This is a genomic window from Enterobacter sp. LU1, assembly GCF_008271405.2.
In the GTDB taxonomy this organism is placed as follows: domain Bacteria; phylum Pseudomonadota; class Gammaproteobacteria; order Enterobacterales; family Enterobacteriaceae; genus Enterobacter; species Enterobacter hormaechei_C.
In genome coordinates this window covers 3,313,915-3,338,313 of sequence record NZ_CP043438.2, presented here as the reverse complement: position 1 = coordinate 3,338,313, position 24,399 = coordinate 3,313,915, and the positions used below count along the sequence as shown (strand labels likewise).

Here is a 24,399-nt window from a genome sequence, read left to right as displayed (position 1 = left end):
AGACGACGAGCATATGGATGGATGGCAGCGCGCCTTTGTCCTGCATAGTCGTCCCTGGAGCGAAACCAGCCTGATGCTGGACGTCTTCACGGAAGAGTCCGGTCGCGTGCGCCTTGTTGCCAAAGGCGCACGTTCCAGACGTTCTAATCTGAAAGGTGCCTTGCAGCCTTTCACCCCGCTGCTGGTCCGCTTTGGCGGGCGAGGGGAAGTCAAAACCCTGCGCAGTGCTGAAGCCGTCTCCCTGGCGCTTCCTCTTTCTGGTATCACGCTCTACAGCGGTTTGTATGTTAACGAACTCATCTCACGGGTTCTTGAACATGAGACCCGCTTCTCTGAACTTTTCTTTGATTACCTGCACTGTATTCAGGCACTTGCTGGCGCAACCGGCACCCCTGAGCCTGTTCTGCGTCGTTTCGAACTGGCGCTGCTCGGACACCTTGGTTACGGCGTTGATTTTCTGCACTGTGCGGGAAGCGGCGACGAGGTAGAAGATACCATGACCTATCGCTATCGTGAGGAAAAGGGCTTTATTGCCAGTGTCGTCGTCGATAACAGCACCTTTACCGGGCGCCAGCTCAGAGCACTGTATGAACGCGAGTTCCCGGACGCCGACACCCTGCGTGCGGCAAAACGCTTTACCCGAATTGCGCTCAAGCCGTATCTTGGGGGCAAACCTTTAAAGAGCCGCGAATTATTCAGGCAGTTTATGCCGAAACGCTAATGTTTTACCCCTCACCCCAGCCCTCTCCCGGAGGGGGAGGGAGAAGGTAAATGAACAAAAATACCGAGGATTGTCATGGCTGAATTACTGTTAGGCGTCAACATCGATCACATCGCCACGTTACGTAATGCACGCGGTACCGCGTATCCCGATCCGGTTCAGGCGGCGTTTATCGCTGAGCAGGCTGGCGCCGACGGCATTACCGTTCACCTGCGTGAAGATCGTCGCCACATCACCGACCGGGACGTGCGCATCCTGCGTCAGACGCTGGACACCCGCATGAATCTGGAGATGGCGGTCACCGAAGAGATGCTGGCGATTGCCTGCGAGACCAAACCGCATTTTTGCTGCCTGGTGCCGGAAAAGCGTCAGGAAGTGACCACCGAAGGCGGTCTGGATGTGGCCGGGCAGCTCGACAAAATGCGCGATGCCTGCAAACGCCTGGCGGATGCCGGTATCCTGGTTTCTCTGTTTATCGACGCCGATTTCACCCAGATTAAAGCCGCTGCCGACGTGGGGGCGCCGTATATTGAAATTCACACCGGCTGCTATGCCGATGCCGAAAACGATGCAGCGCAGGCGAAAGAGCTGGAGCGAATCGCCAAAGCGGCAACCTACGCCGCGAGCCTGGGACTGAAGGTTAACGCCGGTCACGGCCTGACCTATCACAACGTAAAAGCCATCGCTGCCCTGCCGGAAATGCACGAGCTGAACATCGGCCACGCCATCATTGGCCGCGCGGTGATGAGCGGTCTTAAAGAAGCGGTTTCCGAGATGAAGCGCCTGATGCTGGAAGCGCGTCAGTAATGGCTATTCTGGGCTTAGGCACCGACATCGTTGAAATAGCCCGCATTGAAGCGGTGATCGCCCGGAGCGGCGATCGCCTCGCAAGACGCGTGCTGAGCGATAACGAATGGGCTATCTGGGAGGCGCATCAACAGCCGGTGCGCTTTCTGGCAAAGCGTTTCGCGGTAAAAGAGGCGGCGGCGAAAGCGTTCGGCACGGGCATTCGTAACGGCCTGGCGTTTAACCAGTTTGAAGTGTTTAACGATGAGCTGGGTAAGCCACGTCTGCGTTTATGGGGCGAGGCGCTTAAGCTGGCGGAAAAGCTGGGCGTGGCGCACATGCACGTAACGCTTGCAGATGAACGCCACTACGCCTGTGCGACGGTGATCATCGAGAGTTAAATTTTGTCCGCATGGTGCATCAGGACAAACTTATCCCACAGCTGTTCTTCGTTCTCGACGTGTGCCGGATCTTTTAAGATCGTATTGGGAATGGGGCACACCTTCTGGCAGGTCGGCGTCTCATAGTGGCCGATACATTCGGTGCAGCGGTCACTGTTAATCTCATAAATGCTGTCGCCCATCGAAATCGCCTCGTTCGGGCATTCGGGTTCGCACATATCGCAGTTGATGCATTTTTTGGTGATTAACAGCGCCATCAGGAAATTCTCAGAAACATCACAAACAGGGCGGGCATTATACGCTCATTCGTTGTTCAGACCAGTTTTTTTACCAGCTCTTCGCTGTGACGAATACGCTCTGGCGCACGCTCCAGATCCTGCTGAACCAGCGCCATAAACAGCAGGTCCGTCAGCATCATCTGCGCACTCGTCGACGAAATCGCCGCACTGCGAGTGGCCTGTTCCTCGGCGATGGTATACAGACAGCGGGTGGCCCGCTGCTGGAGCGCATTCGGGCTGAAGCCAGTAATCGCCAGAATTTTTCCTCCTACGCGCAGGGCTTCGTCGGTAGCCATATTAATTTCACGGCGCTCGCCGGAATAGGAGATGGCCAGCAGTAAATCGTCAGGATCCATGGCCTGCACGGTCGCCAGCAGCGCGTGCATATCCTGTTCAACGATGGCGTTATAGCCGATTTTTGTCAGCTTCCAGCCAAAGTTACGCGCAACCAGTCCGGAGGCGCCGATCCCGGTCAACACAATACGCCGCGCGTCGCGAAGCATGGCTACGCTTTCCAGCAGCTTCTCTTCCGTGTTCACATCCAGCGTGGCATGCATTGCCGCCACGTTCTCTTTGATCAGCTTTTCGCCGACCAGACGCATCGGATCGTCGCCGCGGATCTGGTTATGCACCGGCATTGACTGCGGATTAGGGTTGCTTACCAGTGCTTCACTGATCGCCAGTTTTAGCGCCGGAAAGCCTTTATAGCCTATCTTCTGGGCAAATTTCACCACGCTCGACTGGCTCACCCCGGCTTCGCCTGCCAGCTGCTGGGAGCTGAGGTGTCGCGCGCGATCGGGCTGGGAAAGTAAATAATCCGCCAGCTTTTTGTCACTCTGGGCAAACCCTGCGTAGCGCTGGCGAATACGAATTAAACAGTTCATACGGTCTCCTGGCGAAAATGTGATTACCCGCGCAAATACGAATTTTGCTCGCCTGAATGAATTTTATATTCCATTATAGTGCGTTTATTATGAATTAAAAATTCCAGAGGTAAATAACATGAATCTAGGCTCTCTTGTTTCTGAAACGCGTAACCCGCAAACCATGGATCTTGATGCACTGTCCACGCTGGAGCTGGTAAACCGCTTTAATCAACAGGATACCCTCGTCGCGCTGGCAGTCAAAGAGACATTGCCCGAGGTGGCGAAAGCCGTAGACGCCGCTGCCGACGCTCTGAAAGCAGGAGGACGCATTATTTACATGGGGGCGGGTACCAGTGGGCGACTCGGTGTGCTGGATGCCTCAGAATGTCCCCCGACCTTTGGCGTTCCGCACGGTCTGGTCGTTGGCCTGATTGCCGGTGGCCCCGGCGCGCTGCTGAAAGCGGTGGAAGGGGCAGAAGACAATAAACAGCTTGGGGAAGACGATCTCAGGGCGCTGAACCTGACCGCGCAGGATCTGGTCGTCGGGCTGGCGGCTTCTGGTCGTACGCCGTACGTCATTGGTGGGCTGGAATACGCCAGACAGACGGGATGTACCACGGTGGCCATCTCTTGTAACCCGGGTTCGCCGATTGCGCAGGTGGCCGCCATTGCCATCTCTCCGGTCGTCGGGCCGGAAGCGCTCACCGGCTCCACGCGCCTGAAATCGGGAACCGCGCAGAAGCTGGTGCTCAATATGATCTCCACCGGCGCGATGGTGAAATTCGGCAAGGTCTACCAAAACCTGATGGTGGATATGCAGGCCACCAACGTCAAGCTGGTGGACAGAGCCTGCCGCATGGTGATAGAGGCGACAGGGGCAGGTCGGGAAGAGGCGGAAGCGGTACTCAAACAGACCGATTACGACGTCAAACCCGCCATTCTGATGATATTAACCGGGCTGGATGCAGCCGCGGCCAGAGCCAGGCTCGAAGCCCATCACGGGTTTTTACGGGCGGCATTAGAACACCAATAAGAGGCGTGTATGGACAAAACAGCAGCGCTCGCCAGCGACATCCTGCTTGGGATCGGTGGGGAAAAAAATATTCAGCGTCTGGAAAACTGCATGACGCGTGTACGCGTCGAGGTGCACAACGACGAAAAGCTTGATTTAACGCGCCTGAAGCAGCTCCCCGGCGTGAGCGGGTACGTTAAACAGGGGCAACAGCACCAGCTGATTGTCGGTCCGGGCAAAGCGGCGCAGGTGGTTGATGCCATGCGCGCCCTGATGACGGGCAGTGAAACGGCTCCCGCCTTTGACGACGCGGAACGCACCAAAGCGCAGGCGAAAGCCAAATACAAAGCCCCCATGAGCGATGCGCTGCGCCAGCTGGCAAACGTCTTTATTCCTCTGATCCCGGCGTTTATCGCATCGGGGCTGATCACCGGGATTATCAATATCCTCAAGCGTCCGGATATTGTCGGGAATTTCGCCACCCAGTATCCGAACCTGCTGGGTATTCTGGCGATTTTCGGCAGCGCGGTGTTTGCCATCATGAACATTCTGGTGGGGGTAAACACGGCCAAAGTGTTCGGCGGCTCGCTGGCGATGGGCGGCGTAATGGCGGGTATCCTCTCCAGCCCGCAGCTGGCGCAGATTACGCTGTTTGGCGAGGCGCTTCAGCCAGGCCGCGGTGGGGTGATTGCCGTGCTGCTGGTGGTCATTCTGATGTGCTGGATCGAGAAAAAGCTGCGCGCGTTGCTGCCAGGCTCGATTGAGCTGATCCTCAACCCGCTGCTGACCACATTGATTACCGGGAGCGTGGCGATTGTGGCGCTGCAACCGTTAGGCGGCGCGATCTCTGAAGCCATCGCCCACGGCGCGTCTCTGGCGATCGATCGCGGCGGGCTGCTGGTGGGGGCCGTGCTGTCCGGGACCTTCCTGCCGTTAGTGCTGACCGGTCTGCATCAGGGGCTGGTGCCGATCCACGTCGAACTGGTACAGGCGCACGGCTATAACGCACTGCTGCCGATCCTGTCGATGGCGGGCGTTGGGCAGGTCGGCGCGGCCATCGCGGTGCTGATGAAAACCCGCAACGCGCGTCTGAAAAAGGTCATTAAAGGGGCGCTGCCGGTCGGGTTACTCGGTATCGGCGAACCGTTGATTTTCGGCGTGACCTTGCCGCTGGGTAAGCCGTTCCTGGCCGCCTGCCTCGGTGGCGCGGTGGGCGGGGCGTTAATCAGCTACTGGAAAGTGGCGACCGTCATTACCTTCGGGATCTCCGGTTTACCGCTGGCATTAACCATCGTGACCGGAAAAGTGATGCTCTATCTGTTAGGCTATCTGGTAGCGGTGATCGCCGGGTTCCTGTTTACCTGGCTGTTAGGATTCAACGACCCAGAGGAGTAAGGTTTGGCCAGTCACGAGCGTCGCGTTGTCTTTTTTGATCTGGATGGAACGCTGCATCAGCAGGATATGTTCGGCACCTTTATGCGCTACCTGCTGCGGCGCCAGCCCCTTAACGCGTTGCTGGTATTACCCCTGTTACCCGTTATTGGTATCGCGCTGCTGGTGAAAGGCCGTGCAGCGCGCTGGCCGATGAGCCTGCTGCTCTGGGGATGCACGTTTGGTCATAGCGAAGCGCGCCTTAAGCAGCTCGAACAGGATTTTGCGCACTGGTTTCGCGGGCACGTCGCCGCGTTTCCCGTGGTACAGGCGCGCCTGACCAGCTATCTCGACGCCAACGATGCCGATATCTGGCTGATTACCGGCTCCCCGCAGACGCTGGTGGAGCATGTCTATTTTGATACGCCCTGGCTGCCGCGCGTGAATCTTATCGCGACACAAATCGCGCGCGGCTACGGCGGCTGGGTGCTGACTATGCGCTGCCTCGGACATGAAAAAGTGGTGCAGCTGGAGAAACGCATCGGTACGCCGCTGCGTCTGTACAGCGGCTACAGCGACAGCAAGCAGGACAACCCGCTGCTCTATTTTTGCCAGCACCGCTGGCGCGTCACGCCTCTGGGCGAACTTCAGCAACTCGAATAGTCTTATCTGTACCGGCTGTGTATAATGCCGCCCGCTTTTCGACTGGAGTATCAGCCCTTGTCCAACCCTGAACACAATCATGAATACTGGATGCGCCATGCGCTGGCGCTGGCTCAGCGCGCCTGGGAAGAGGGCGAAGTGCCCGTGGGCGCGGTACTGGTCCATAACAATCAGGTGATTGGGGAAGGGTGGAACCGTCCGATTGGCCGTCACGATCCTACCGCGCATGCTGAAATTATGGCGCTGCGTCAGGGCGGACTGGTGCTGCAAAACTATCGTCTGCTTGATACCACCCTGTATGTCACCCTTGAGCCGTGCGTAATGTGCTCCGGGGCGATGTTGCACAGCCGAATCGGTACGCTGGTGTTTGGCGCGCGGGATGAAAAGACGGGCGCTGCTGGTTCACTGATGGACGTACTTGGGCATCCGGGGATGAACCACCAGGTGAAAACTATCGGCGGGGTACTTGCACCAGAATGTTCGGGTCTGTTAAGTGACTTTTTTCGAATGCGTCGGCAGCAGAAAAAGCAACAAAAGGCAGAATTGAAACCGCAGGATGATTAAGCTCGTCCGGTGCGACCACCGGATAGCTTTCAGCCAGCTGTTGCGCCTCGGCCGCCTCTTTTTCTTTCTCCAGCAGATATCCCACCAGGCTTATCTGGTACTTACGAATATTTTCCACGTAGGCATACGCTTCATGCCCGCGCGCATAGCCGTACGTCAGCTTCTGGTACCACTGTTTCTGGCTAAGCAGCGGCAGGCGCTGTTTTACATCTGACCAGCTGTCCGGATTACCTTTAGTTTTCGCCGTCAGCGCCCGCGCGTCGAGCATGTGCGCATAACCCATGTTATAGGCGGCCAGCGCAAACCAGATACGCTCCCCTTCCGGGACCGTCTCCGGCACTTTCGCCATCATATCCTGTAAATACTGCGCGCCGCCGCTGATGCTCTGTTCCGCATCGGTCCGGTCGCTGATGCCGAGGCTCTGGGCGGTATTTTTGGTCAGCATCATCAACCCGCGCACGCCCGTGGGTGAGGTGGCCTGAGCATCCCAGTGCGATTCCTGGTAGGAAATTGCCGCCAGCAGCTTCCAGTCAATCTCCTCGGCGTACTTCTCAAACAGCGGTTGCAGGTCCGGCAGCACACTGTCCACCGCGCGCAGGAAAGTGCGGGTGTCAACGTAATCAAAATCGTCCCCGTGACCGAGATATTTCTCTTCCAGGCGCGCCAGGGTGCCGTCTTCATTGATGGAATTAAAGAAATCGAGCATAGCCGCAGAGACGGTTTGATCGTCATCCAGCTGGGTAAACCAGGTCACCGGCTGTTCGTCGGTCACATCCAGCGCCACGGCGATTTCAGGATGAACGCGCTGGAAAAGGCTAATCGCCACCGAATCAGCAATGGTATAGGCCAGCTTTTTATCTTTAACCTGCTCCAGCAATTCGGTCGTGCCGAGTTTAGGATCGACCGTCCAGCTGAGGTTAGGGTATTTTTTCTCTTTCAACGCTCGCAGATCGTCAATCACCACATGGCCTGGCGCAATGGTCAATTGCTGGTCGGTGATGTCGGCCAGTGAGCGCGGACGCAGGCTACCCACACGATAAACCACCTGCTGCGACACGGAGTAATAGGTCGGGCCCGGCTGATAGTTTTTGCTGCGTTCGCTGTTGTACACCAGACCTGCGGCGAGAATATCGGCACGGTCATGGTCCAAATCATCAAACAGCTGGTTGATGTTCTGCCGCACGGTAACTTTCAGCTTCACGCCCAGATAGTCTGCAAACAGCTGTGCCAGTTCGTAATCAAGACCGATGGTTTTACCGTTGATATCATCGTAAATAAGCGGGGAGGAGAGGGTACTGACGCGCAACTCCCCCCGCTCCTGAATGGCGGCGATACGGTTTTCGGCCTTGCCGAACCAGGGGATAGACGGCCAGAGGGCCACTGCCAGCAGCAACGTAACAATGCCGATGAGCAGATAATTAATCTTTAATTTTTTCAATTAGTTAATTCTCTGCGACGCCGGTTGCCTCAGTGTGCTGTAGTCATGTTAAGAGTAGAGTTTGCCATTGATTGAGCGGCATTTTGCGCAAAGTAGCGCCAGTTGGCAACCAATTAGAGAGACAGGTCACATCTATTGTTAAACATAAAGGATGATTTTATTTCGACGCAAACGGTTTCGTCGGCGCTCAGGATTCTCTATAATGACGCCCGTTTTCCCCCCTTGCGCACACTGTAAGCGCCCCGGCGCTTCGAAGACGAGAGACTTATGATGGAAATTCTGCGTGGTTCGCCTGCACTGTCTGCCTTCCGTATTAACAAACTGCTGGCACGTTTTCAGGCGGCCGACCTTCCGGTAAGCAATATTTACGCTGAGTATGTCCATTTTGCTGACCTGAACGCCCCCCTGAATGCAGAGGAGCGCGTACAGCTGGAACGCCTGCTTAAATATGGCCCAAGCCTGAGCAGCCATACGCCGACCGGCAAATTAATCCTCGCCACGCCACGCCCTGGCACCATCTCCCCCTGGTCTTCCAAAGCCACCGACATCGCTCACAACTGCGGCCTGAGCCAGATTAACCGTCTGGAGCGCGGTGTGGCGTACTATGTGGAAGCGTCAACCCTGAGCGACGCGCAGTGGCAGGTGGTTGCCGCAGAGCTGCACGACCGCATGATGGAGAGCGTGTTTGATTCTCTGGATGATGCGCAGAAACTGTTCTCCCACCATCAGCCTGCGCCGGTACAGAGCGTGGATCTGCTGGGGCAGGGGCGTCAGGCGCTGATCGACGCAAACCTGCGTCTTGGTCTGGCGCTCGCAGAAGATGAAATCGACTACCTTCAGGATGCATTCGTTAAGCTGAATCGCAACCCGAACGACATCGAACTGTATATGTTCGCGCAGGCCAACTCCGAGCACTGCCGCCACAAGATTTTCAACGCCGACTGGATTATCGACGGCGAACAGCAGCCGAAGTCGCTGTTCAAAATGATCAAAAACACCATGGAGCAAACCCCTGACCACGTGCTGTCTGCCTATAAAGACAACGCCGCGGTGATGGAAGGTTCCGAGGTGGGCCGCTTCTTCGCCGACCGCGAAGCGGGGCGCTATGACTTCCACCAGGAGCCTGCGCATATCCTGATGAAAGTGGAAACCCACAACCACCCGACGGCGATCTCCCCGTGGCCGGGTGCAGCGACCGGCTCCGGCGGTGAAATCCGTGACGAAGGTGCGACCGGTCGCGGCGCGAAACCAAAAGCGGGTCTGGTCGGTTTCTCCGTTTCCAACCTGCGTATTCCGGGCTTTGAGCAGCCGTGGGAAGAAGACTTCGGCAAGCCAGAGCGCATTGTCACCGCGCTGGATATCATGACCGAAGGCCCGCTGGGCGGCGCGGCGTTCAACAACGAATTTGGTCGTCCGGCGCTGAACGGTTACTTCCGTACCTACGAAGAGAAAGTGGACAGCCACAACGGCGAAGAGCTGCGCGGCTACCACAAACCGATCATGCTGGCGGGCGGGATCGGCAACATTCGCGCCGATCATGTGCAGAAAGGCGAGATCGTCGTCGGCGCGAAGCTGATCGTGCTCGGCGGCCCGGCAATGAACATCGGTCTGGGCGGCGGGGCAGCCTCGTCTATGGCTTCCGGCCAGTCTGATGCGGATCTCGACTTCGCATCCGTGCAGCGCGACAACCCGGAAATGGAGCGCCGTTGTCAGGAAGTGATCGACCGCTGCTGGCAGCTGGGCGATGCCAACCCGATTCTGTTCATCCACGACGTGGGTGCGGGCGGCCTGTCCAACGCTATGCCTGAGCTGGTGAGCGACGGCGGTCGCGGCGGACGCTTCAACCTGCGCGATATCCTGAGCGATGAGCCGGGCATGAGCCCGCTGGAGATCTGGTGTAACGAATCCCAGGAGCGCTACGTGCTGGCGGTTGCCGCCGATCAGCTGCCGCTGTTTGACGAGCTGTGCCGCCGCGAGCGCGCGCCGTATGCCGTCATCGGTGAAGCGACCGAAGAGCAGCACCTTTCCTTAAGCGACACCCATTTTGACAACCAGCCGATCGATCTGCCGCTGGACGTGCTGCTCGGCAAAACGCCGAAGATGACCCGCGACGTGCAGACTCGCAAAGCGGCGGGCAAAGCGCTGGATCGCCAGGGCATCACCGTGGCAGAAGCGGTTAACCGCGTGCTGCACCTGCCTGCCGTGGCAGAGAAAACCTTCCTGGTCACCATCGGCGACCGTACCGTGACCGGTATGGTATCGCGCGATCAGATGGTCGGCCCGTGGCAGATCCCGGTCGCTAACTGCGCCGTGACCACCGCGAGCCTCGACAGCTACTACGGCGAAGCGATGGCGCTGGGCGAACGCACGCCAGTGGCGCTGCTGGACTTCGCCGCTTCTGCCCGTCTGGCGGTCGGTGAAGCGCTGACCAACATCGCCGCGACGCAGATTGGCGATATCAAACGCATCAAACTTTCCGCGAACTGGATGGCCGCTGCCGGTCACCCGGGCGAAGATGCCGGCCTGTACGAAGCGGTGAAAGCGGTGGGTGAAGAGCTGTGTCCTGCGCTCGGCCTGACCATTCCGGTGGGTAAAGACTCCATGTCGATGAAAACCCGCTGGCAGGAAGGTAACGAGCAGCGCGAGATGACCTCTCCGCTGTCGCTGGTGATCACCGCGTTTGCGCGCGTGGAAGACGTGCGTCATACCGTTACGCCGCAGCTTTCCACTGAAGATAACGCCCTGCTGTTGATTGACCTCGGCAAAGGCCATAACGCACTGGGCGCCACCGCGCTGGCGCAGGTTTATCGCCAGCTCGGCGATAAGCCAGCCGACGTGCGCGACGTCGCTCAGCTGAAAGGCTTCTACGACGCAATTCAGGCGCTGGTGGCGCAGCGTAAGCTGCTGGCCTACCACGACCGTTCCGATGGTGGCCTGCTGGTGACGCTGGCAGAGATGGCCTTCACCGGTCACTGCGGCGTTGAAGCAAACATTGCAACGCTTGGCGAAGACCGCCTGGCGGCGCTGTTTAACGAAGAGCTTGGCGCGGTCATTCAGGTACGCGCCGCAGATCGCGACGCGGTGGAAGCGATTCTGGCGCAGCACGGTCTGGCAGACTGCGTACACTATCTCGGTAAAGCGGTGCAGGGCGACCGCTTCGTGATTGAAGCCGACGGCCACGCGGTGTTCAGCGAAAGCCGCACCACGCTGCGTATGTGGTGGGCGGAAACCACCTGGCAGATGCAGCGCCTGCGTGACAATCCGGAATGCGCCGATCAGGAACACAACGCGAAGGCGAACGACAACGATCCTGGCCTGAACGTGAAGCTCAGCTTCGACATTAACGAAGATATTGCCGCGCCGTACATTGCGACCGGTGCGCGTCCGAAAGTAGCCGTGCTGCGCGAGCAGGGCGTTAACTCCCACGTTGAGATGGCGGCGGCCTTCCACCGGGCGGGCTTTGACGCCATCGACGTCCACATGAGCGACCTGCTGACCGGGCGTACCGGGCTCGATGATTTCCAGGCGCTGGTCGCCTGCGGGGGGTTCTCCTACGGTGACGTGCTGGGCGCGGGCGAAGGCTGGGCGAAGTCTATTCTGTTCAACAGCCGCGTGCGTGACGAGTTCGAAACCTTCTTCCATCGTCCGCAGACGCTGGCGCTGGGCGTGTGTAACGGCTGTCAGATGATGTCTAACCTGCGCGAGCTGATCCCGGGCAGCGAAGCCTGGCCGCGCTTTGTGCGTAACCAGTCTGACCGCTTCGAAGCGCGCTTCAGCCTGGTAGAAGTGACCCAAAGCCCGTCTCTGCTGTTGCAGGGAATGGTCGGTTCACAGATGCCAATCGCGGTTTCGCACGGTGAAGGTCAGGTTGAAGTGCGTGATGCGGCGCACCTGGCTCAGCTTGAAAGCAAAGGACTTGTAGCGCTGCGCTTTGTTGATAACTTCGGCAAGGTCACCGAAACCTATCCGGCTAACCCGAACGGTTCGGCAAATGGCATTACCGCCGTCACCAGCGAAAGCGGTCGGGTGACGATCATGATGCCGCACCCGGAACGTGTCTTCCGTACCGTGAGCAACTCCTGGCACCCGGAAAACTGGGGCGAGGACAGCCCGTGGATGCGCATTTTCCGCAACGCGCGTAAACAACTGGGTTAAGTTTCAACGCCCTGACTGTAGGCCCGGTAAGCGCGAGCGCCACCGGGCTTTTTTGTACCTGTCGCAAAATCGCGACAATCCTCTGGGTTGAGTGTCTCCAATAAGAGACATTTAACTTATTGATTTATATATGTCAGGACGGGTTCCCGTTAAGGTGTTGCTTAATAGCGACACTTAGCCTGGAAATCATTCACCTGACAATCAATGCATTTTAATAATAAAACGATTATTAATCATAAGGATAGTATCAATTTTTGCAATCTGGCACGCGCGTTGCATAATAGTAACCAGTGGCTCATTCACCTTCTTATGTCAGCCCCTTCGGGACGTGCTACATAAACTTCGAATGACGCACAAAAAGGTGCCTGCCGTCCAACTACTGATTATTGCGATGCTTTATCAGGCCAGGGCGAAACGTCGAGTTAGGCACCGCCTTATTCCATGACAAAGCCGGGTTTTTACCCGGTTTTGTTGTATCTGAAGGGCAGACTCAGTTACGCTCTCCTCAAACCCGGATGATGAGAGTAATGTGTTGAAACGCTGGCCCGCTTTCCCTCGCTCCCTGCGACAGCTCGTTATGATGGCCTTCCTGCTGATCCTGCTACCTTTGCTGGTTCTGGCGTGGCAGGCATGGCAAAGCCTGAATGCGTTAAGTGCCCAGGCGGCCCTGACTAACCGCACCACGCTTATTGATGCCCGCCGTAGCGAGGCAATGACCAACGCCGCGCTGGAGATGGAGCGTAGCTATCGCCAGTACTGCGTGCTGGACGACCGCACGCTGGAGAGGGTCTATCAGAACCAGCGTAAACGCTACAGCGAAATGCTGGATGCCCATGCCGGGGTCTTGCCGGATGACAAACTCTATCAGGCGCTGCGTCAGGATCTGAACGATCTGGCGCAGCTCCAGTGCAAAAACAGCGGTCCTGATGCCGCCGCCGCCGCCCGACTTGAAGCCTTCGCGAACGCCAATACGGAGATGGTGCAGTCCACCCGTACGGTTATCTTTTCCCGTGGCCAGCAACTCCAGCAGGAGATTGCCGAGCGCGGCCAGTTCTTCGGCTGGCAGGCGCTGGTGCTGTTCCTCGTCAGCCTTGGGCTGGTACTGCTCTTTACCCGCATGATTATCGGCCCCGTAAAGGGGATCCAGCGGATGATTAACCGCCTGGGGGAGGGCAAATCTCTCGGGGATACGGTTGTTTTTAAAGGCCCGCGCGAGCTGCGCTCGGTCGGTCAGCGTATCATCTGGCTTTCTGAACGCCTGGCGTGGCTGGAATCGCAGCGTCATCAGTTCCTGCGCCATATCTCACACGAACTCAAAACACCGCTGGCCAGTATGCGTGAAGGCACGGAGCTGCTGGCAGACGAAGTAGCGGGGCCGTTAACCCCTGAGCAAAAAGAGATCGTGGCGATTCTGGATGCCAGTAGCCGCAATTTACAAAAACTTATTGAACAACTGCTGGACTATAACCGCAAGCTGGCGGATGGTGCTGTGGTGCTTGAAAGCGTTGAGATTGAACCGCTGGTGGACATGGTGATCTCCGCCCATAGCCTGCCAGCAAGAGCTAAAATGATGCATACCCAGGTGGATCTCAATGCGCCTTCCTGCCTGGCAGAGCCGATGCTGTTAATGAGCGTACTGGATAATCTTTATTCCAATGCGGTGCACTATGGTACTGAATCCGGTACCATTTATATCAGAAGCAATAACAACGGTTCGCGGGTATTTATTGACGTAGCGAATACGGGAAGCCCGATTCCGGATGATGAAAAAACGATGATCTTTGAGCCCTTCTTCCAGGGGAGTCATCAGCGAAAAGGTGCGGTAAAAGGAAGTGGTCTGGGGCTGAGTATTGCCCGCGACTGCATACGACGCATGCAGGGTGAGCTTAACATCGTGAGTGATGAACGCGCCGATGTCTGTTTTCGTATCGAACTGCCTCTTGAGCCGGAAAAATCAATGAAATGAATAACAACCTGGTGAGTATGTCACACGTCTTTTACCGCGCACTGCGCGCGGTGTTTTCCAGCAAAAATGTGCGCCTGAACCTGCCCTGCTTACTGCTGGCCGGCTGTGTAACCCATGCGCCGAAAAGTGCAATTAGCCACAAACAGGAAGATAAATGGCCGCAAAAACAGCTGGCCGATTTCCTTTCAACACGTTGCGATGATATCTGGAACCTGTCGGGGCGTGATGTTGAATCCAATCCGCTGTTCTGGCTGCGCGGAATAGACTGCGCCCAGCGGCTGGCGCCCGCCGAGGCCCGTGCCCAGGCGGCGATGCTGGTGGACGATACCTGGCAGGACGCGTTTAAACGTGGGATCGTGATGGCGGATGCCAGAATCACGCCTGTCGAACGCCGCGCCAACGTGACGCGGCTGGATACTTACGTGATCAATATTCCCCCGCAGGTGCGCCCGGTCTATCAGCTCTGGCGGGATGGACAAACCCTGCAATTACAACTGTCTGAAGAGCGTTTCCGCTACAGCAAATTGCAGCAGTCGAGCGACAGCGAGCTTGATGCGCTTCGCCAGCAGCAGGAGTCGCTGCGCGAGCAGCTGGAAACCACCACCCGCAAGCTCGAAAATCTGACCGATATCGAAAGACAGCTCTCGACGCGTAAGCCGGCAGGCAGCTATCTGCCCGATGGGTCGAAAGGCAACTCTGCCACGACGCCAGACAGTGAGACGCCGAAACAAGAGGATGTGAAGCCATGACAAGCCGTAAACCTGCCCATCTGTTACTGGTGGATGACGATCCCGGGCTGTTAAAGCTGCTGGGAATGCGTCTGGTCAGCGAAGGCTACAGCGTGGTCACCGCTGAAAGCGGGCAGGAGGGGCTGAAAGTGCTCAGCCGCGAGAAAATCGATCTGGTGATCAGTGATTTGCGCATGGATGAAATGGATGGCCTGCAACTGTTCACGGAGATCCAGAAGCAGCAGCCCGGGATGCCGGTGATTATCCTCACCGCTCACGGATCTATTCCTGATGCGGTGGCCGCAACGCAGCAGGGGGTATTCAGCTTCCTCACCAAACCAGTGGATAAAGACGCCCTCTATAAAGCAATCGACAGCGCCCTTGAGCATGCGGCGCCATCCGGCGACGACGCCTGGCGTGAATCCATCGTGACGCGTAGCCCTGTGATGCTGCGCCTGCTGGAACAGGCGCGGATGGTGGCGCAATCCGACGTTAGCGTGCTGATCAACGGCCAGAGCGGGACCGGGAAAGAGATCCTGGCCCAGGCGATCCACAACGCCAGCCCGCGCAGTAAAAATGCCTTTATTGCCATCAACTGTGGCGCGCTGCCGGAACAGCTGCTTGAGTCTGAGCTCTTCGGCCATGCCCGCGGCGCCTTTACCGGCGCGGTGAGCAGCCGTGAAGGGCTGTTCCAGGCGGCTGAGGGGGGCACGCTGTTTCTTGATGAAATTGGCGATATGCCCGCGCCGTTGCAGGTCAAACTGCTGCGCGTGTTGCAGGAGCGAAAAGTGCGTCCGCTTGGCAGCAACCGCGATATCGATATCAACGTGCGTATTATTTCCGCTACCCATCGCGATTTACCCAAGGTGATGGCGCGCAACGAGTTCCGTGAAGATCTTTACTATCGACTGAATGTCGTCAACCTTAAAATCCCGGCGCTGGCCGAGCGTGCGGAAGATATCCCGCTGCTGGCAAATCACCTTTTGCGCCAGGCCGCTGACCGCCACAAACCATTTGTGCGCGCGTTCTCCACCGATGCGATGAAACGCCTGATGACCGCAAGCTGGCCGGGCAACGTACGCCAGCTGGTGAACGTGATTGAGCAGTGCGTGGCGCTGACGTCATCGCCGGTGATCAGCGATGCGCTGGTGGAGCAGGCGCTCGAGGGGGAAAACACGGCCTTACCGACGTTTGCGGAAGCGCGAAACCAGTTCGAGCTGAACTATCTGCGTAAGCTGCTGCAAATCACCAAAGGCAACGTGACCCACGCGGCGCGCATGGCCGGGCGTAACCGTACCGAGTTTTATAAATTGCTCTCACGCCACGAGCTGGAAGCGAACGATTTTAAAGAGTAATACCGCAAAATTCGCCTGAATATGATACTGTGAGCAACCGATTACGAGGCTGCTTACTGGCAAGAGTTTAAGGACCCACCATGAAAAAGATTGATGCGATTATTAAACCTTTCAAACTGGATGATGTACGTGAAGCGCTGGCAGAAGTAGGCATCACCGGGATGACCGTAACTGAAGTGAAAGGTTTTGGTCGTCAGAAGGGCCACACCGAGCTATACCGTGGCGCAGAGTACATGGTGGACTTTCTGCCGAAAGTGAAAATCGAGATCGTGGTGAGCGATGATATCGTCGATACCTGTGTGGATACCATCATCCGCACGGCGCAGACCGGTAAAATTGGCGACGGGAAAATCTTCGTCTTTGACGTGGCGCGCGTGATCCGTATCCGTACCGGCGAAGAAGACGACGCGGCGATTTAACATTCTTGCCGGGTGGCGCTGCGCGTACCCGGCCTAAAAAACCCTTCGTAGGCCCGTGCAAGCGCAGCGCCGCCGGGCGATTACAGCACTTTATGCGGGCCGAAACATTCGTAATGAATGTTGTCTTTATTCACGCCCAGGTCTACCAGCTGCTTCGCGGCATACTGCATAAACGCTACTGGCCCACAAACGTAGAACTGCATCCCCGGTGCGCTGAACGCCCCTTCATGCTGCCCTAAATTCATCAGGCCTTCGCTGTCGAAACGAGCCGCTGCGCGGTCTGCCTCCGTCGGCAGGCGATACCAGGTATGCGCGGTGAAACGCGGCAGGGTCGCTCCAAGCGCTTTGACTTCATCCGCAAAGGCGTGCACATCACCGTTCTCCGCCGCGTGGAACCAGTTAACCTGCGCGCTGTGGTTTGCTTTCGCCAGCGTATCCAGCATCGCCAGCATTGGCGTCTGACCTACGCCTGCGGAGATCAGCGTCACCGGGGTATTCGTTTCAACGGCCATAAAGAAATCGCCCGCCGGTGCCGCCAGATGGACCACGTCGCCCACGCTGGCTTCGTTATGCAGCCAGTTGGATACCTGACCGCCTTCCTCACGTTTAACCGCAATGCGATAGCCTTTGCCGTCTGGCTTGCGGGTCAGGGAGTACTGGCGAATCTCCTGGTGCGGGAAGCCTTCAGGCTTCAGCCAGACGCCCAGATACTGGCCCGGCTGGTAATCGGCAACCGGCTGACCGTCCACTGGCTCAAACTCAAAACTGGTGATCAGTGCGCTGCGCGGGGTTTTCTCGACGATGCGGAAGGCGCGCGTGCCTTCCCAGCCGCCATTCTTGCTGGCGTTTTCGCTGTAGATCTGCGCTTCACGGTTGATGAATACGTTTGCCAGCACGCCATAGGCCTTACCCCAGGCATCCAGCACTTCCTGGCCCGGGCTGAACATTTCGTCCAGTGTTGCCAGCAGGTGACTGCCGACGATGTTGTACTGCTCAGGTTTGATCTGGAAGCTGGTGTGCTTCTGGGCGATTTTTTCCACCGCAGGCAGCAGAGCCGGCAGGTTTTCGATGTTGCTGGCATAGGCGGCAATAGCGTTAAACAGCGCTTCGCGCTGATCGCCGTTACGCTGGTTGCTCATGTTGAAAATCTCTTTGAGCTCCGGGTTATGCGCGAACATGCGATCGTAGAAATGGGCGGTCAGTTTAGGACCCGTTTCAACCAGCAGGGGGATTGTGGCTTTCACGGTAGCGATGGTTTGGGCGTCGAGCATAGCAGCTTCCTTCTGATGTTACTTTAATGATGTATTTTAGATGCATCTTATAAAAATACCCCTGCAATGTAAATGGTTCTTTGCATCGTGAAAAATATGCATCACAAAGCTGAAAAGAAATCCGTTGAAAATGGCGAGAGCTTTATTGCTCAAACCCTTGCGTGGCGTGGAGGTAAACGTTTGCGTAAAATCGTTTGTCAAGACCTGTTATCGCAGAACTATTCAGTTATACTGTTGCCCGTCGTCCAACAGGACTGCCTTTTCAGGCCAAAAATTTACTTGTTAGCTGAGTCAGGAGATGCGGATGTTAAAGCGTGAAATGAACATTGCCGATTATGATGCCGAACTGTGGCAGGCTATGGAGCAGGAAAAAGTACGTCAGGAAGAGCACATCGAACTGATCGCCTCCGAAAACTACACCAGCCCGCGCGTAATGCAGGCGCAGGGTTCTCAGCTGACCAACAAATATGCTGAAGGTTATCCGGGCAAGCGCTACTACGGCGGTTGCGAATACGTTGATATCGTTGAGCAGCTGGCGATTGACCGTGCGAAAGAACTCTTTGGCGCTGACTACGCGAACGTCCAGCCGCACTCTGGCTCTCAGGCTAACTTCGCTGTTTACACCGCGCTGTTGCAGCCGGGCGATACCGTTCTGGGTATGAACCTGGCGCAGGGCGGCCACCTGACTCACGGCTCCCCGGTTAACTTCTCTGGCAAACTGTACAACATCATCCCTTACGGTATTGATGAGTCCGGTAAAATTGACTATGAAGACATGGCGAAGCAGGCCAAAGAGCACAAGCCGAAGATGATCATCGGTGGCTTCTCTGCTTACTCCGGCATCGTTGACTGGGCAAAAATGCGTGAAATCGCTGACAGCATCGGTGCGTACCTGTTCGTCGACATGGCGCACGTTGCCGGTCTGATTGCGGCAGGCGTTTACCCGAACCCGGTTCCACATGCGCACGTTGTGACCACCACTACCCACAAAACCCTGGCGGGTCCACGCGGTGGTCTGATCCTGGCGAAAGGCGGTGACGAAGAGCTGTACAAAAAGCTGAACTCCGCCGTGTTCCCAAGCGCCCAGGGCGGCCCGCTGATGCACGTTATTGCCGCGAAAGCCGTCGCGCTGAAAGAAGCGATGGAGCCAGAGTTCAAGGTTTATCAGCAGCAGGTTGCTAAAAACGCCAAAGCGATGGTGGAAGTGTTCCTGAACCGTGGCTACAAAGTGGTCTCTGGCGGGACTGAAAACCACCTGTTCCTGCTGGACCTGGTTGATAAGAACCTGACCGGTAAAGAAGCTGACGCAGCCCTCGGTCGCGCCAACATTACCGTCAACAAAAACAGCGTGCCAAACGATCCGAAGAGCCCGTTCGTGACTTCCGGTATCCGTATCGGTTCTCCGGCCGTAACTCGCCGTGGCTTTAAAGAAGCGGAAGTGAAAGAGCTGGCGGGCTGGATGTGTGACGTTCTGGACAACATCAATGACGACGCGGTTATCGAGCGCGTTAAAGGTAAAGTTCTGGACATCTGCGCACGCTTCCCGGTGTACGCATAATTCTCTGCGTCGCAGAACTGAAAAAGGCCGCTCATGCGGCCTTTTTTTATGGGCTAACGTCGGTCGAGGGAGATGGCCCCCGGCCCGGTAATCGCCAGCAAAATAAAGCCGCCAGCGATACTTACATTTTTGTAGAAGTTAATCATATTTGGCAGAACCGCATCGCCCGTCATATCCCAGTAGTGGTGACCAATCACCGCTGTTCCCAGCGTATAGAAGACAAAGATCACCGCGAGGGGGCGGGTGAAAAAGCCCAGCACAATCAGAATCGCGGCGGGGACTTCCATCACCACCGCAACAATGGCGGCCAGCATGGGCATGGGGGCGCCGAGCGACGTCATATACTGAACGGTGCCGCTAAACCCCGTCAGCTTGGGATAACCGAAAATAATAAACAGGACCACAATAGCAATGCGGGCAATTAAAAGCAGGAAAGAACGAGAGGAGCCGAAATCGAAATAACGTAAGTTGTTCATGGCAAACGACCTCTTCAGGCGATGTTCTTTAAACGTAATACAATTTTGCCGCTCTCGCCATACGCCGACCGGCTGTCCATGATGTTAATTTATCGTTAATTTATAGCGCGCTAACGACTTGCTAAAGTCAGGGATTAACGCCAGACTATCGCCTCCATTTCGGGAGGGATTCATGGTCTTGCATTCCACGCGCTGGCTGGCGCTCAGCTATTTCACCTATTTCTTTAGTTACGGTATTTTTTTGCCTTTCTGGAGCGTCTGGCTCAAGGGAATTGGTCTGACGCCTGAGACCATTGGCATCCTGCTGGGCGCGGGGCTGGTGGCACGTTTCCTGGGTAGCCTGCTGATTGCGCCCCGCGTCAGCGATCCCTCCTTACTGATTAAAGCGGTGCGAATTCTGGCCCTGCTGACGCTGGTCTTTGCGGCCTGCTTCTGGGTCAGCCATCAGTTTGCCTGGCTGATGGTGGTAATGGTTGGCTTTAATCTGTTCTTCTCCCCGCTGGTGCCGCTGACGGATGCCCTGGCGAACACCTGGCAAAAGCAGATCATCATGGACTATGGCCGCGTGCGCCTGTGGGGATCGATTGCCTTCGTGATCGGCTCTGCGCTGGTCGGGAAACTGGTCAGCCTCTATGACTATCGTGCCATTCTGGCGCTGTTAACGCTCGGCATCGCCTCGATGCTGCTCGGTATGTTGCTGCGTCCGTCGGTAATGCCGCAGGGCGAAAGCCGCCATCAGGAGAGCGCCGGCTGGCCCGCCTGGCGCTCGCTGGTGGCGCAAAGCTGGCGTTTCCTGGCCTGCGTCTGTCTGCTCCAGGGGGCACATGCGGCCTATTACGGCTTCAGCGCCATCTACTGGCAGGGGGCGGGCTACTCGGCTTCTGCGGTAGGCTACCTGTGGTCGCTCGGGGTGGTGGCGGAGGTCATTATCTTCGCGCTGAGCCAAAAACTTTTCCGTCGTTTCGGGGCGCGTGACCTGCTGCTGCTTTCCGCCGTTTGCGGCGTGGTGCGCTGGGGCATCATGGGCTGGACGACGGAGCTGCCGTGGCTGATTGTGGCGCAAATTCTGCACTGCGGAACCTTCACCGTGTGCCATCTGGCGGCGATGCGCTACATTGCGGCGCGAGAGGGTGGGGACGTTATTCGTCTTCAGGCGGTCTATTCAGCGGTGGCGATGGGCGGCAGTATTGCGGTGATGACCGTATTTGCCGGTTTCCTCTATCAGCACCTGGGGCACGGTGTGTTCTGGGTGATGGCGCTGGTCGCTTTACCTGCCATCGTCATCCGCCCAAAGGTGGCTGCTCGCTCGTAACTATGATTCGAGCATAACGCGAATATGTTCCTGCTGCTGCGTGTTCAGGGCCTCAACGGCATGAATGAGCGGCGGCGAGAACAGCGGCAAGGCGGTTGGATAAGGCGTAATGACCAGCGCCGCCTCGCGGGGGGCGCCCTCCTTCTTAAACGCCTCCAGGCTAAGATAACGAATATTGAGCGGCAGCAGCGTCAGCTCGCGAAGCTGCTGCTCAATTAACGCTTCGCAGGCTTTATCTTCCCCCGTTAACAGGACCACCTGTTTTTCATGCAGGTCGGTCTCCTGCATCAGCCAGGCACCAAAAATCACCGCCACCAGAGCCATCTCTTCACCGGAGAATCGCAGACCAAATTCGGCTTCCAGCTCAAACAGCGCCTCTTTAGTGGTGCGCAGCAGCCGGGGGTATAAACGGTGGATCTCTTCCGGCAGACTGTTGTCGATGCCGATGTCAAATAAGGAGCGGTCCAGCGCCTGAGCCAGATGAATATAAAGCTGATCGGTCAGCCCTTGCTCATCGCTGAAGTTCATCCCGGTTTGCGCCCGGAAACGGGCAATCATACGCACGATGGCGCGACGCAGGCGCTGATCCTGCTGGTGTTTATCCATCACCGGGTCGGGTGTGCGAAGCATCATAAACAGCAGTGCCAGGAACAGCTGTTCATCGCTGTGCGTTCCCTGCGGGACGCGCCGTTTCCAGTGGCGGACAATTTCCTGCGCCGTAAAGTATTCCCCTCGGGACTGCGTCCAGCTGCGCTGAACGGGCGAAAACTCTGGCGTATTGCCCAGATGATGCTGAATCAGACAATATTGCAGATAAAGCTGTAAAAACTGTACGTCGCGGGACTCAAACTGGCGCTGAAGCTTGCGCGCACAAAAGTTGATAAGCGCCCGAAGGTTCGCATCGTCATAAAGCGGGCGGGCAATGCCGTGCTGTTTAAGCGCGGTTTTTAAGGCAGGGGTAAACTGTTGGGCGACAAAATGTGGACAGAGCCGAAGCGCCCTGCGCAGCCAGTGCAGCAGGCACAAACGTTGATTCAGGGCGGAACCCTCAATTCGGTAGCAGCCATCATGGTGCGTGACGATATCAAGCCGATGATAGCGCTGGATTTCATCGCGCGTCTCGGCTATATCTTGCCGTGCCATGACGTCGTCCACGCCGTTGGCAGCGATTATGCTCTGTGCGGTGATGGCAGCATCGGGCAGGTAAAGCATCAAAAGCACCTGGCAGCGGCGCTGCGAACTGGAAAGCACAGATGGAATTTCAAGCGTCGTCATCATCTGTCGGGTATCCAGTGTGAATGTTTGATAAGAATAGCTAAAGGATGGGCGCTGAAAAGCGCACCGGCAGGCCTTTCACTCAGGATTGCTGGCGAACATCACAGAATTTTTGACGTGAGGAACAGATGCAAATAGTTAAACAAAGCGCGGTAGCGTTATTTTTGGCGGTTTTCACTTGTGCCGCCGGCGCACATCCTCACAGTTTTATCAGCCTGAAAACCGAACTGGTGACGGACGGCACGCAGCTCAGCGGCCTGAAAATGCGCTGGACGATGGATGAAATCACCTCCGCCGACCTGCTGTACGATGCCGGAAACGCAAAGCCCGGCGATGAGATCTGGAAAAAGCTGGCGGCGGAAGTGATGGCCAACGTGCTGGGTCAGCACTACTTCACCGAGTTCTGGCACAACGGACAAAAGGTGAAATTTCTCAACCGTCCCACGGTGTACGGTATGACCCGCGACGGACATCAGGCGGTGCTGACCTTTATCCTTCCGCTGGCGCACCCTCAACCGCTGGCCGGGCAGAAGTACAGGTTTTCCACGTTTGACCCAACCTACTATGTCGATATGCGCTATGACAATGACAGCGACGTACGGCTGCCGGACGCGCTGCAAAAAAGCTGCAAAATTGCCGTGCACACCCCGAAACCCAGCGAAGAGATGCTGAACTTTGCCGTTTCTCTTGATAAAGAGGATGCGCCCCCCGAAGACATGGAGTTAGGTAAACAGTTTGCGCAGGAGGTGACGTTACAATGTCAGTGATCTCCTCTCCCGTCAGTAAGCCGCGTCGCTGGCTGCACCTCTGGCCTCTGGCGCTCTTTTTGTTGTTAGCGGTTGGCGGCGCGCTCTGGCTGTGGCAGGCATGGCCGCAGGTGATGATGAAAAGCATCCTCTGGCAGCGGGAAGTTAATCAGCAGATGAGCGGTCTGCTGAAAGCCGTGGCGGAAAATCCGACCAAAGCGGGCGGCGCTCTTCTGGCGTTCAGCTTTATCTATGGCGTGCTGCATGCCCTGGGACCGGGGCACGGCAAAATCGTCATCACGACCTGGCTTGCCACGCATCCGTCGAAGCTGAAATCGAGTATCGGCCTGACGCTGGCTTCTTCTTTACTTCAGGGCGGTGTGGCGATTGCGCTGGTCGTGGTCGTCCTTTCGCTGCTACAGCTGCCGGCCCGCCAGCTGCATATGAGCAGCTTCTGGCTGGAGAAGGGGAGTTACGCGCTGGTAGGCGTGCTGGGGCTGATCCTCTGCTGGCGGGCGCTGAAAAAATTGCGCGCGTTGCTGCGAAAACCAAAATTCAAATCCTTTACACCGCATCACGTTCACCATGAAAACTGCGGGTGCGGGCATCAGCATCTGCCGACGCAGGAACAATTACAGAACAGTGAGGACTGGCGTGCGCGCCTGATGATTGTTCTCTCAATGGGGATGCGTCCATGCTCGGGCGCAATCATGGTGCTGTTGTTCAGCAAAGTGACAGGCGTATTTGGCTGGGGCATGCTCTCGGCGCTGGCGATGGCGGCGGGAACGTCTCTGACGATCTCTTCGTTAGCCCTGCTGGTGCACAGCTTCCGTCAGCTGGCGGTAAAACTCAGCGGCAATAAAACGCCGGTATTGTGGCGACAGGTTGGCTGGACGACGCTGGCACTGGCGGGTGGGGTGATTCTGCTGGTAGCGGCGGTGACAATGTGGATGAGTGCGGTGCCGGTGGGAAGGGGGTTGCGGCCGTTTTAGCGACGTACGGTCTGATCCCCCATAACCACGAGTCTGTCGCTTCTTG

At 57.0% G+C, this 24,399-nt stretch carries 22 protein-coding genes; 16 read left to right on the top strand and 6 right to left on the bottom strand.

Going from position 1 to position 24,399, the window contains the following annotated elements:
• Window positions 1–13: 13 nt before the first annotated feature.
• The 3 genes from recO to acpS all read left to right on the top strand — a co-directional run bounded on the left by recO (window position 14) and on the right by acpS (window position 1,908).
• Entirely contained in the window at window positions 14–721 is a 708-nt protein-coding gene (gene recO, locus FZF21_RS15855) for a DNA repair protein RecO (protein WP_015572142.1), read from the top strand.
• A 75-nt stretch (window positions 722–796) separates the two neighbouring features.
• Window positions 797–1,528: a pyridoxine 5'-phosphate synthase gene (pdxJ, locus tag FZF21_RS15850; RefSeq protein ID WP_015572143.1), complete on the top strand. Its 732-nt coding sequence runs from the start codon at window positions 797–799 to the stop codon at window positions 1,526–1,528.
• Window positions 1,528–1,908 carry a holo-ACP synthase gene (gene acpS, locus FZF21_RS15845; RefSeq protein ID WP_015572144.1) on the top strand — a complete coding sequence of 127 codons (381 nt, stop codon included), beginning with the start codon at window positions 1,528–1,530 and terminating at the stop codon, window positions 1,906–1,908. The genes pdxJ and acpS overlap by 1 nt, the downstream gene beginning before the upstream one ends.
• Here the strand turns inward: acpS and FZF21_RS15840 are convergent.
• Both FZF21_RS15840 and FZF21_RS15835 read right to left on the bottom strand, forming a co-directional pair.
• Complete coding sequence (locus FZF21_RS15840; protein ID WP_003860704.1) at window positions 1,905–2,165, bottom strand: YfhL family 4Fe-4S dicluster ferredoxin; 261 nt, start codon at window positions 2,163–2,165, stop codon at window positions 1,905–1,907. The two genes, acpS and FZF21_RS15840, sit on opposite strands and share 4 nt — an antisense overlap.
• Window positions 2,166–2,221: 56 nt before the next feature.
• Entirely contained in the window at window positions 2,222–3,070 is an 849-nt protein-coding gene (locus FZF21_RS15835; protein WP_003860702.1) for a MurR/RpiR family transcriptional regulator, read from the bottom strand.
• 118 nt (window positions 3,071–3,188) lie between these two features.
• On the opposite strand from FZF21_RS15835, the gene murQ reads away from it, so the two are divergent.
• Genes murQ through tadA form a run of 4 tightly spaced genes read left to right on the top strand, consistent with a single transcriptional unit; the run spans window position 3,189 to window position 6,662 of the window.
• Window positions 3,189–4,085: an N-acetylmuramic acid 6-phosphate etherase gene (gene murQ, locus FZF21_RS15830; RefSeq protein ID WP_015572145.1), complete on the top strand. Its 897-nt coding sequence runs from the start codon at window positions 3,189–3,191 to the stop codon at window positions 4,083–4,085.
• A 9-nt stretch (window positions 4,086–4,094) separates the two neighbouring features.
• On the top strand, window positions 4,095–5,459 hold the full coding sequence (locus FZF21_RS15825) for a PTS transporter subunit EIIC (protein ID WP_015572146.1): 1,365 nt from the start codon (window positions 4,095–4,097) through the stop codon (window positions 5,457–5,459).
• A gap of 3 nt (window positions 5,460–5,462) precedes the next feature.
• Window positions 5,463–6,098 (top strand): phosphatidylglycerophosphatase C, encoded by a 636-nt coding sequence (gene yfhb, locus FZF21_RS15820; protein WP_017383550.1) that lies wholly within the window; start codon window positions 5,463–5,465, stop codon window positions 6,096–6,098.
• A 24-nt stretch (window positions 6,099–6,122) separates the two neighbouring features.
• Window positions 6,123–6,662, top strand: a complete 540-nt coding sequence (gene tadA / locus FZF21_RS15815) for a tRNA adenosine(34) deaminase TadA (protein ID WP_149121247.1) — start codon at window positions 6,123–6,125, stop codon at window positions 6,660–6,662.
• Here tadA and mltF read toward each other — a convergent pair.
• Complete coding sequence (gene mltF, locus FZF21_RS15810) at window positions 6,550–8,100, bottom strand: membrane-bound lytic murein transglycosylase MltF (protein ID WP_017383549.1); 1,551 nt, start codon at window positions 8,098–8,100, stop codon at window positions 6,550–6,552. The genes tadA and mltF overlap by 113 nt on opposite strands.
• A 267-nt stretch (window positions 8,101–8,367) precedes the next feature.
• Between mltF and purL the strand changes: the two genes are divergently transcribed.
• The 5 genes from purL to glnB all read left to right on the top strand — a co-directional run bounded on the left by purL (window position 8,368) and on the right by glnB (window position 16,723).
• Window positions 8,368–12,255 (top strand): phosphoribosylformylglycinamidine synthase, encoded by a 3,888-nt coding sequence (gene purL, locus FZF21_RS15805; RefSeq protein ID WP_063946203.1) that lies wholly within the window; start codon window positions 8,368–8,370, stop codon window positions 12,253–12,255.
• A 532-nt stretch (window positions 12,256–12,787) separates the two neighbouring features.
• Window positions 12,788–14,221: a two component system sensor histidine kinase QseE/GlrK gene (gene qseE / locus FZF21_RS15800; RefSeq protein WP_003860691.1), complete on the top strand. Its 1,434-nt coding sequence runs from the start codon at window positions 12,788–12,790 to the stop codon at window positions 14,219–14,221.
• Window positions 14,218–14,970 (top strand): two-component system QseEF-associated lipoprotein QseG, encoded by a 753-nt coding sequence (qseG, locus tag FZF21_RS15795; protein WP_149121248.1) that lies wholly within the window; start codon window positions 14,218–14,220, stop codon window positions 14,968–14,970. Before qseE ends, qseG begins: the two co-directional genes overlap by 4 nt.
• A complete protein-coding gene (glrR, locus tag FZF21_RS15790) occupies window positions 14,967–16,304 on the top strand; it encodes a two-component system response regulator GlrR (protein ID WP_015572150.1) in 1,338 nt (445 codons plus the stop codon). The genes qseG and glrR overlap by 4 nt, the downstream gene beginning before the upstream one ends.
• An 80-nt stretch (window positions 16,305–16,384) precedes the next feature.
• Entirely contained in the window at window positions 16,385–16,723 is a 339-nt protein-coding gene (gene glnB, locus FZF21_RS15785) for a nitrogen regulatory protein P-II (RefSeq protein ID WP_003860685.1), read from the top strand.
• Between the two features lie 80 nt (window positions 16,724–16,803).
• On the opposite strand, the gene hmpA is transcribed toward glnB, so the two are convergent.
• Window positions 16,804–17,994 (bottom strand): NO-inducible flavohemoprotein, encoded by a 1,191-nt coding sequence (gene hmpA, locus FZF21_RS15780; RefSeq protein ID WP_017383546.1) that lies wholly within the window; start codon window positions 17,992–17,994, stop codon window positions 16,804–16,806.
• Window positions 17,995–18,298: 304 nt separating this feature from the next.
• On the opposite strand from hmpA, the gene glyA reads away from it, so the two are divergent.
• A complete protein-coding gene (gene glyA, locus FZF21_RS15775) occupies window positions 18,299–19,552 on the top strand; it encodes a serine hydroxymethyltransferase (protein WP_003860678.1) in 1,254 nt (417 codons plus the stop codon).
• A 53-nt stretch (window positions 19,553–19,605) separates the two neighbouring features.
• On the opposite strand, the gene FZF21_RS15770 is transcribed toward glyA, so the two are convergent.
• Window positions 19,606–20,028 (bottom strand): DoxX family protein, encoded by a 423-nt coding sequence (locus FZF21_RS15770; RefSeq protein WP_015572152.1) that lies wholly within the window; start codon window positions 20,026–20,028, stop codon window positions 19,606–19,608.
• 172 nt (window positions 20,029–20,200) lie between these two features.
• On the opposite strand from FZF21_RS15770, the gene FZF21_RS15765 reads away from it, so the two are divergent.
• On the top strand, window positions 20,201–21,340 hold the full coding sequence (locus FZF21_RS15765) for a 3-phenylpropionate MFS transporter (RefSeq protein WP_017692912.1): 1,140 nt from the start codon (window positions 20,201–20,203) through the stop codon (window positions 21,338–21,340).
• Here the strand turns inward: FZF21_RS15765 and csiE are convergent, their stop codons facing one another.
• Window positions 21,341–22,618, bottom strand: a complete 1,278-nt coding sequence (gene csiE / locus FZF21_RS15760; RefSeq protein WP_015572154.1) for a stationary phase inducible protein CsiE — start codon at window positions 22,616–22,618, stop codon at window positions 21,341–21,343.
• Between the two features lie 125 nt (window positions 22,619–22,743).
• Here csiE and FZF21_RS15755 point away from each other — a divergent pair, with 125 nt between their 5' ends.
• Window positions 22,744–23,382 (top strand): DUF1007 family protein, encoded by a 639-nt coding sequence (locus tag FZF21_RS15755; RefSeq protein ID WP_017692913.1) that lies wholly within the window; start codon window positions 22,744–22,746, stop codon window positions 23,380–23,382.
• Window positions 23,373–24,353, top strand: a complete 981-nt coding sequence (locus FZF21_RS15750) for a nickel/cobalt transporter (protein ID WP_017692914.1) — start codon at window positions 23,373–23,375, stop codon at window positions 24,351–24,353. Before FZF21_RS15755 ends, FZF21_RS15750 begins: the two co-directional genes overlap by 10 nt.
• Window positions 24,354–24,399 lie beyond the last annotated feature (46 nt).

Coding starts and splice junctions, on each gene's coding strand:
- recO (WP_015572142.1), top strand. CDS start 14: ATGGATGGATGGCAGCGCGCCTTTGTCCTGCATAGTCGTCCCTGGAGC.
- pdxJ (WP_015572143.1), top strand. CDS start 797: ATGGCTGAATTACTGTTAGGCGTCAACATCGATCACATCGCCACGTTA.
- acpS (WP_015572144.1), top strand. CDS start 1,528: ATGGCTATTCTGGGCTTAGGCACCGACATCGTTGAAATAGCCCGCATT.
- FZF21_RS15840 (WP_003860704.1), bottom strand. CDS start 2,165: ATGGCGCTGTTAATCACCAAAAAATGCATCAACTGCGATATGTGCGAA.
- FZF21_RS15835 (WP_003860702.1), bottom strand. CDS start 3,070: ATGAACTGTTTAATTCGTATTCGCCAGCGCTACGCAGGGTTTGCCCAG.
- murQ (WP_015572145.1), top strand. CDS start 3,189: ATGAATCTAGGCTCTCTTGTTTCTGAAACGCGTAACCCGCAAACCATG.
- FZF21_RS15825 (WP_015572146.1), top strand. CDS start 4,095: ATGGACAAAACAGCAGCGCTCGCCAGCGACATCCTGCTTGGGATCGGT.
- tadA (WP_149121247.1), top strand. CDS start 6,123: ATGCCGCCCGCTTTTCGACTGGAGTATCAGCCCTTGTCCAACCCTGAA.
- purL (WP_063946203.1), top strand. CDS start 8,368: ATGATGGAAATTCTGCGTGGTTCGCCTGCACTGTCTGCCTTCCGTATT.
- qseG (WP_149121248.1), top strand. CDS start 14,218: ATGAATAACAACCTGGTGAGTATGTCACACGTCTTTTACCGCGCACTG.
- glrR (WP_015572150.1), top strand. CDS start 14,967: ATGACAAGCCGTAAACCTGCCCATCTGTTACTGGTGGATGACGATCCC.
- glnB (WP_003860685.1), top strand. CDS start 16,385: ATGAAAAAGATTGATGCGATTATTAAACCTTTCAAACTGGATGATGTA.
- hmpA (WP_017383546.1), bottom strand. CDS start 17,994: ATGCTCGACGCCCAAACCATCGCTACCGTGAAAGCCACAATCCCCCTG.
- glyA (WP_003860678.1), top strand. CDS start 18,299: ATGTTAAAGCGTGAAATGAACATTGCCGATTATGATGCCGAACTGTGG.
- FZF21_RS15770 (WP_015572152.1), bottom strand. CDS start 20,028: ATGAACAACTTACGTTATTTCGATTTCGGCTCCTCTCGTTCTTTCCTG.
- FZF21_RS15765 (WP_017692912.1), top strand. CDS start 20,201: ATGGTCTTGCATTCCACGCGCTGGCTGGCGCTCAGCTATTTCACCTAT.
- csiE (WP_015572154.1), bottom strand. CDS start 22,618: ATGATGACGACGCTTGAAATTCCATCTGTGCTTTCCAGTTCGCAGCGC.
- FZF21_RS15755 (WP_017692913.1), top strand. CDS start 22,744: ATGCAAATAGTTAAACAAAGCGCGGTAGCGTTATTTTTGGCGGTTTTC.
- FZF21_RS15750 (WP_017692914.1), top strand. CDS start 23,373: ATGTCAGTGATCTCCTCTCCCGTCAGTAAGCCGCGTCGCTGGCTGCAC.